The organism is Polaromonas sp. P1_G1 (assembly GCF_056405595.1).
Genome location: NZ_JBFUBU010000035.1, coordinates 50,412 through 57,720 on the forward strand (window position 1 = coordinate 50,412; position 7,309 = coordinate 57,720).

Consider the following 7,309-nt stretch of genomic DNA (forward strand, 5'->3'; position numbering starts at 1 on the left):
CCGATTCACAACATCAATCAATTCACGGAGAGAGAGAACAACATGATGGATTCCGTAGTGCCTTACTTCGGCCCGATAGGCCTGATCTTCCTGGCCTTGCTCGCGGGCGTGGTCAGCCCCGGCCCCAGCTTTGTGCAGGTCGCGCGGATCGCGGTGTCGCGTTCGCGCGCCGACGGGCTGGCCGCCGCGCTGGGCATGGGATTGGGCGCGCTGGTGTTTGCCATGCTGGCACTGGCCGGGTTGCAGGCGCTGCTGGCGGCTTTGCCTGGCGTCTACATGGCGCTCAAGGTTGTCGGCGGCCTGTACCTGATGTGGATCGCCGTCCAGATCTGGCGCGGCGCGCACCAGCCGCTCGAGATGGGCGGCGACGAAAAGGGCGCCTCGCGCCGCACGGTGCTGCAATCGTTTCGCCAGGGGCTGGTGACGCAACTGAGCAATCCCAAGATTGTGGTGGTCTACAGCAGCGTGTTCGCGGCGCTGCTGCCCGCGCAGTTTCCCCTGCCGGCTGCCTTGCTGGTGCTGGCCGGTGTGCTCGTGATGGAAACAGGCTGGTATGCCGTGGTGGCGGTGGTGCTGTCTTCGTCGGTGCCGCGCGCCGCCTACCTGCGCAGCAAGGCCGTGGTGGACCGCACGGCCGCCGGCGCCATGGGCTTGCTCGGGCTGCGCCTGGTGGCCACCGCGCACACCGCCTGATGTCTGATAGATGCTGACCGGCATTCTGGCCGGGCTCGCGGCGGGTGCGCTGTGGGGCCTGGTGTTTGTGGCGCCGCGCATGCTCGAAATGGGCTCGGGCGGCTATTCTTCGATCGACCTGACAGCCGGGCGCTTTGCAGTCTACGGCGTGCTGGCCGTGCTGGTGATGCTGGCGGGCATGCGCAGCCGCCGCCTGCCCACGCTGCGGCAGGCATGGGCCGCGCTGGTCATGAGCATCCTCGGCTTCAGCGGCTATTACCTGCTGCTGGTGCTGGCGATACGCGACGCGGGCACTGAAGTGCCTTCGCTCGTCATCGGCACCATCCCGATCTGGGTCATGCTGCTGGGCAAGCCGCAGGGCCTGCGCTGGGCCGCGCTGCTGCCGGGGCTGGCGCTCACGCTGGCCGGGCTGGCGCTCATGATGGGGTCCACACACGAAGCCGGCCAGGGAACGGCGACGCATTTCTGGCGCGGCATGCTGTTCGTGACGGCCTCGCTGGTCTGCTGGACGGCTTTCGCGATTCTCAACTCCGCCTGGCTCAAGCGCCACCCCGAAGTCAACGCCACCGACTGGGCCAACTGGTTGGGCGTGGCCACCGGCCTGGGTGCGCTGCTGATGTGGGGCGTGGCGGGCTCGGACGCCGGCGTGCTGGCCGGGCGTGAAGACCGATGGATGTTTGTGCTGCTGTGCGTGGTCGCGGGCGTGGGCTCGACCTGGCTGGCCACCATTTTGTGGAACATGGCCAGCCAGCGGCTCAGCGCCAGCCTGTGCGGGCAGCTCATCGTCAGCGAAACGATTTTTGCACTGCTGTATTCCTTTGCCTGGGACGGCCGCTGGCCGACGCTGGTGCAGCTCACCGCCTGCGTGCTGTTCACGCTGGGCATTCTTGCCTCCATACGGGCGCACCGCTAGGTGCGATGGCCATCATGAAGATTGAAATCCCCGAGAAGAAAAAACTGGTGCATGAGATGGTCGTCCCGATCCGCTGGGGCGACATGGACGCCATGGGCCACCTCAACAACGGCAGCTACTTCCGTTACCTGGAAACCATACGCATAGACTGGATGTATGCGATAGGCTGCAGGCCCGATCCGCGCGGCGAAGGTCCGGTCATCGTCAATGCCTTTTGCAACTTCTACAAGCAGCTCGAATACCCGGGCGACGTGCTGATGAAGATGTATGTCAGCGATCCGGGCCGCAGCACCTTTGAAAGCTGGGCGACGATGGAGCGCACCGATGCGCCGGGCGTGATCTGCGCCGCGGGCGGCGCCACCACCATCTGGGTGGATTTTCCGGCGCAGAAATCCAGACCGCTCCCTGATTGGATGCGCAAGATCGTCGAGTAGAACCGCCAAAAAAACTTCTTACTCCCTCTCCCTCTGGGAGAGGGCGGGGGTGAGGGCTGCGGCTTGTGCATGGAGCGCTGGGGTATTGGTCGCCGCTGGCCCTCACCCCAACCCTCTCCCAGGGGGAGAGGGGGAAAACAGTCAGCGCACCACGCGAAAGCTCTCCGCGTGTTCTTTCAACCAGCGCTGGGCCAGGGTCCGTGTCTGTAGCCCGGGCTCCGCAGACGCTTCCTGGTCCGGATGGAAGTTGCGCCTGAAGTAGGCCAGCAGTGGGCCCGTGGTGTACCACATCGCACCCTTGCGGCCCCAGAAGAATTTGGCCGCGCTCCACCAGGTTCCGGGCTTGAACAGCGTGCCGTCGTGCCACAGGTTGAGCACCGTCTGCCGCCCTGAGTCGAAGGTGAACAGCAGCACCGCGTAGATGTACCAGCGTATGCGCCAGGCGTAGTTGCCCTGCACGGCCTGGTAAAGGTCATAGGCGACGGCACGGTGCTCGGTTTCCTCGGCCGCGTGCCAGCGCCAGAGGGTTTGCATTCTCGGGTCGGCGCTGTCCAGCGTGTCGTTGTGGCGCAGCAGGTAGTCGGCCAGCACCGCCGTGAGGTGCTCATAGGCAGCGGTCACCGCCAGGAAGTGGCGCGGCGCGATGCCTCTTTTCTTCGCATAGTCGATGCGCGCCGTGGCCCAGTGCTGCCAGCGGTTGACCAGGCCCTGCGTTTCCAGGTGCGCGTTGTAGAGCGCGTGGATGTGGCGGTGCGTGGCCTCCTGGCCTATGAACTGCGCCGCGGCTTCATGCAGCAGGGCATGCTCGGGCGTCTGCGGCAGCAGCTTCGCGCAGTCGCGCACGGAGTCGATAAAGGATTGCTCGCCGACCGGAAAGCTCATCGACAAGGCATTGTGGTACTGGCTCAGGAAGGCGTCGCCGCCATACCAGTGGCGGTCAAAGCCCTGGCCCAGGTCGACCTCGAGCTTGCGCACGGTCAGGCCGGAGGGGCTGGCCGCTGCGGGGTTGGGCGCGGCCGGGGCGACGGGAGAAGCGATGGCGGTCGAAGTCATGAAATCCTCAGGCTGGCTTGGGCGGTTTGGGTACGCGGCCCATCAGGTAGAACTCGGGGTTGGGCTGCATGTCGCTGAAGCTCGCCATGCGGTTCGAGAGGCCGAAGAAAGCCGTGATCGCCGCGATGTCCCAGGCATCCTCGTCGTCAAAGCCGTGGCCGTACAGCGCCTCGAAATCGGTGTCTTCAATCCGGTCGGCCTGCAGGCAGACCTTCATGGCGAAGTCCAGCATGGCGCGCTGGCGCGGCGTGATGTCGGCCTTGCGGTAGTTGACGGCCACCTGGTCCGCCACCAGCGGCTTCTTTTCATAAATCCGCAGGATGGCCCCATGCGCCACCACGCAGTACAGGCAGTTGTTGGCCGCGCTGGTGGTGGTGACGATCATCTCGCGCTCGCCCTTGGTCAGCGTGCCGCTGGGGTTGGAGCCTTCTTCCTTGAGCATCAGCGCATCGTGGTACGCAAAAAAAGCGCGCCATTCGGCGGGACGGCGCGCCAGCGCCAGGAAGACATTGGGCACAAAGCCGGCTTTTTCCTGTACTTCCAGGATCTTGGCCTGGATGTCTTGCGGCAGGTCTTTCAGTTCGGGAGCGGGATAGCGGGGTGCCGCACCGGAGGTTTTGGGGCTGGTCATCAGGGTCTCCTTCAAGGGCTTTATTTATAAGTGGCCCGGCTTCAAGCGTAAAGCAAGAGGGCACGTTCGGCGGCGTGGAAGCCGGCAGCAGGCATGCAATTAATAAAAACTATGAGATAAATACTTTTAATTACCTTTGATTATTTTGCTGCGAAACCTAGACTGTGCTTCACAGGCCAACCGCCTGGCAAGCCCAAGCCCTCAAAGCCCTTATCCGGCGCCACTTACTCATAGAAGGTAACCCATCATGGCCGATCACAACACGCAAAGCGAAGCCTCCTGCCCATTCTCGGGCGGCGCCCGCAAACACGCACTGGCTGGCGCCGCAACCAATGCCGCCTGGTGGCCCGAGCAGCTCAACCTCAAGATCCTTCACCAGAACTCCCCGCTGTCCGACCCCATGGGCCTGGCGTTCAACTACGCCGAGGAGTTCAAGACCCTGGACCTGCATGCCGTCGTCAAGGATCTCCATGCGCTGATGACGGACTCGCAGGACTGGTGGCCTGCGGACTACGGCCATTACGGCCCGTTTTTCATCCGCATGGCCTGGCACAGCGCCGGCACTTACCGCATCGCCGACGGCCGTGGCGGCGCCGGTTCCGGCACGCAGCGCTTCGCGCCGCTGAACAGCTGGCCCGACAACGGAAACCTCGACAAGGCGCGGCGCCTGTTGTGGCCGATCAAGCAGAAGTACGGCCGGAAAATCTCCTGGGCCGACCTGATGGTGCTGGCCGGCACCGTGGCCATGGAATCGATGGGATTGAAGACCTTCGGTTTTGCCGGCGGGCGCCCCGACGTCTGGGAGCCGGAAGAAATCTACTGGGGACCTGAATCCGAGTGGATGGGCGACAAGCGCTACAGCGGCGACCGCGAACTCGAAAATCCCCTGGGCGCGGTTCAGATGGGCCTGATTTACGTGAACCCCGAAGGCCCGAACGGCAAGCCGGACCCGCTGGGCTCGGCACGCGACATCCGCGAGACCTTCGCTCGTATGGCCATGAACGACGAGGAGACCGTCGCGCTGACCGCCGGCGGGCACACCTTCGGCAAATCCCATGGCGCTGCCAATCCCGGCGAGCATGTCGGCCCCGAGCCCGAGGGCGGCAGCATCGAGGACCAGGGCTTTGGCTGGATCAACAAGTTCGGCGCCGGCCACGGTGTCCACACCATCACCAGCGGTATCGAAGGGGCCTGGACCAAGAACCCCACCAAGTGGGACAACGGCTATTTCGAGAACCTGTTCGGCTATGAGTGGGAGTTGACGAAAAGCCCCGCCGGCGCGCACCAGTGGAAACCCAAGGACCCGGCCGCCGCGACCACCGTGCCGGATGCCCATGATCCCGCGCTGCGCCATGCCCCGATGATGACCACGGCCGACATGGCCATGCGCATGGACCCGGCCTACGAGAAGATCTCGCGGCGTTTCATGGCCAACCCGCAGGAGTTCGCGGATGCCTTCGCCCGCGCCTGGTACAAGCTGACGCACCGCGACATGGGCCCGGCCGCGCGCTACCTGGGCCCACTGGTGCCGAAGGAAGAATTGATCTGGCAGGACCCGGTTCCCGCAGTCGACCACCCGCTGGTCAATGAGCAGGACATCGCGGCCCTCAAGGCCATGGTCCTCGCCTCCGGACTGTCCGTCTCCCAGCTCGTCACGACGGCCTGGGCGTCCGCCGCCACTTTCCGCGGCAGCGACAAGCGCGGCGGTGCGAACGGAGCGCGCATCCGCCTCGCTCCGCAAAAGGACTGGGAAGCCAACCAGCCGGCGGAGCTGGCGAAAGTGCTGAAAGTGCTGGAGTCCATCCAGGCCGGTTTTAATGGCGCGCAGTCCGGCGGCAAGAAGGTGTCGCTGGCCGACCTGATCGTTCTCGGCGGCTGCGCGGCCGTCGAGGCGGCCGCCAAGAAGGCCGGCCACGACGTGAAAGTGCCTTTCTCGCCGGGGCGCACCGATGCTTCGCAGGAGCAAACCGATGCGGCGTCGTTCGCCGTGCTGGAGCCGACCGCGGACGGCTTTCGCAACTACAGCCGCAAGGGGCAGGAACAGCGTGCCGCCGAGCAGCTGGTTGACCGCGCCAACCTGATGACGCTGACCGCCCCCGAGATGACGGTGCTGGTCGGCGGCATGCGCGCCTTGAATGCCAATGCCGGGCAGGCCCAACATGGTGTGTTGACCAAACGGCCCGGGACATTGAGCAACGACTTCTTCGTGAACCTGCTCGACATGCGCACGAAGTGGCAAAAGTCCGCCGAATCCGAAGGCGTGCTCGAGGGGCGCGACCGGACCACGGGCAAACCCAAGTGGACGGCGACGGTGACCGACCTCGTCTTCGGCTCGAACTCCCAGTTGCGCGCCATCGCGGAAGTCTATGGGTCCAGCGATTCGCAGCAGGTGTTCGTACGCGACTTTGTGGCCGCCTGGACCAAGGTCATGAACCTGGACCGTTTCGACCTGGTTTGATCCGGACGAAGTTGATCATTGCCCGCCCCGGTGAAAGCCTGGGCGGGCTTTTTTGTTTTCCACTACGCTTGGGCTTTGAGAATATTCTCCAAGGAGCTCACGTGACCTCGACATCTTCCAGCGACTTCGACAAGGGCCTGGCCACCCGCAAGCAGGTGATGGGTGAAGACTTCGTGGCCAATGCCTTTGGCAAGGCGACCGACTTTTCCCTGCCCATCCAGCACTACATCACGCGCAATGCCTGGGGCGACGTGTGGCAGCGGCCGGGGCTGGACCTGAAGACGCGCAGCCTGATCACCGTGGCCATGCTGACAGCCCTGGGCAAGCAGCATGAACTCAAGGGCCATGTGCGCGGCGCCCTGAACAACGGCGTGACGCCGGAGCAACTCCAGGAGGTGCTGCTGCACGCCAGCATCTACTGCGGCCTGCCTGCCGCGGTCGAAGCCTTCCGCACGGCCGCCGAAGTGGTGGACGCCCCCAAGCCATGAGCCCGACACAGATTCGCCGCTGCGAAGAAGCCGACTGGCCGGCCGTCTGGCCGCTGCTGCGCGCCACCTTCGAGGCCGGCGACACCTACGCTTTTTCGCCGGACAGCACCGAAGCCGAGATACATGCCGTATGGATGGAGGCGCCCCGGGCGACCTATGTGGTGCGCGACGGCGAAGGGCCCGTGCTAGGCACCTATTTCATCAAAGCCAACCAGCCCGGCCTGGGTTCGCATGTCTGCAACTGCGGTTATGTGGTCGCGCCCGAAGCCCAGGGGCAGGGCCTCGCGTCGGCGATGTGCGAACACTCGCAGCGCGAGGCGCTGGCCATGGGGTTTCTGGCGATGCAGTTCAATCTTGTGGTGTCGACCAACGAACGGGCTGTCCGTTTATGGCAAAGGCTGGGGTTTGAGGTGGTGGCGACTTTGCCTCGGGCTTTTCGGCATTTGAGGTTGGGGTTGGTGGATGCTTTTGTGATGTTCAAGACTTTGGGTTGAGATTGTTCTTGCTCCGGCGGAGTGCCCTTCTCTTGATCTTGCTGGCCGGGGGTAGCCCGGCGGCTACTCACTTTTCTTTTGCTTCGCCAAAAGAAAAGTAAGCAAAAGAAAAGGCGACCCTGGTTGCTGCGTCCCTCCGCTTCGC

Annotated in this window: 8 protein-coding genes; 6 read left to right on the forward strand and 2 right to left on the reverse strand. The window is 64.3% G+C overall.

Going from position 1 to position 7,309, the window contains the following annotated elements; translation table 11 throughout:
* Positions 1 to 42: 42 nt before the first annotated feature.
* From AC1D1Y_RS17875 to AC1D1Y_RS17885, 3 genes are read left to right on the forward strand one after another with little or no spacing between them, the layout of a single operon-like run.
* Positions 43 to 693 carry a LysE family translocator gene (locus AC1D1Y_RS17875; RefSeq protein WP_477683504.1) on the forward strand — a complete coding sequence of 217 codons (651 nt, stop codon included), beginning with the start codon at positions 43 to 45 and terminating at the stop codon, positions 691 to 693.
* Positions 694 to 703: 10 nt separating this feature from the next.
* Positions 704 to 1,606: a DMT family transporter gene (locus AC1D1Y_RS17880; protein ID WP_477683505.1), complete on the forward strand. Its 903-nt coding sequence runs from the start codon at positions 704 to 706 to the stop codon at positions 1,604 to 1,606.
* A gap of 14 nt (positions 1,607 to 1,620) precedes the next feature.
* A complete protein-coding gene (locus AC1D1Y_RS17885) occupies positions 1,621 to 2,040 on the forward strand; it encodes an acyl-CoA thioesterase (protein WP_477683506.1) in 420 nt (139 codons plus the stop codon).
* Between the two features lie 141 nt (positions 2,041 to 2,181).
* On the opposite strand, the gene AC1D1Y_RS17890 is transcribed toward AC1D1Y_RS17885, so the two are convergent.
* Together AC1D1Y_RS17890 and AC1D1Y_RS17895 are read right to left on the reverse strand one after the other, a co-directional pair.
* Positions 2,182 to 3,093, reverse strand: coding sequence for a metal-dependent hydrolase (locus tag AC1D1Y_RS17890; protein WP_477683507.1), 912 nt, complete (start codon positions 3,091 to 3,093; stop codon positions 2,182 to 2,184).
* 7 nt (positions 3,094 to 3,100) lie between these two features.
* Positions 3,101 to 3,724, reverse strand: coding sequence for a peroxidase-related enzyme (locus AC1D1Y_RS17895; RefSeq protein WP_477683508.1), 624 nt, complete (start codon positions 3,722 to 3,724; stop codon positions 3,101 to 3,103).
* Positions 3,725 to 3,971: 247 nt separating this feature from the next.
* Between AC1D1Y_RS17895 and katG the strand changes: the two genes are divergently transcribed.
* The 3 genes from katG to AC1D1Y_RS17910 all read left to right on the forward strand — a co-directional run bounded on the left by katG (position 3,972) and on the right by AC1D1Y_RS17910 (position 7,164).
* Complete coding sequence (katG, locus tag AC1D1Y_RS17900) at positions 3,972 to 6,182, forward strand: catalase/peroxidase HPI (RefSeq protein WP_477683509.1); 2,211 nt, start codon at positions 3,972 to 3,974, stop codon at positions 6,180 to 6,182.
* 158 nt (positions 6,183 to 6,340) lie between these two features.
* Positions 6,341 to 6,670, forward strand: a complete 330-nt coding sequence (locus tag AC1D1Y_RS17905; RefSeq protein ID WP_436155385.1) for a carboxymuconolactone decarboxylase family protein — start codon at positions 6,341 to 6,343, stop codon at positions 6,668 to 6,670.
* Positions 6,667 to 7,164, forward strand: coding sequence for an N-acetyltransferase family protein (locus AC1D1Y_RS17910; RefSeq protein WP_477683510.1), 498 nt, complete (start codon positions 6,667 to 6,669; stop codon positions 7,162 to 7,164). Before AC1D1Y_RS17905 ends, AC1D1Y_RS17910 begins: the two co-directional genes overlap by 4 nt.
* The last annotated feature ends 145 nt before the right edge of the window (positions 7,165 to 7,309 follow it).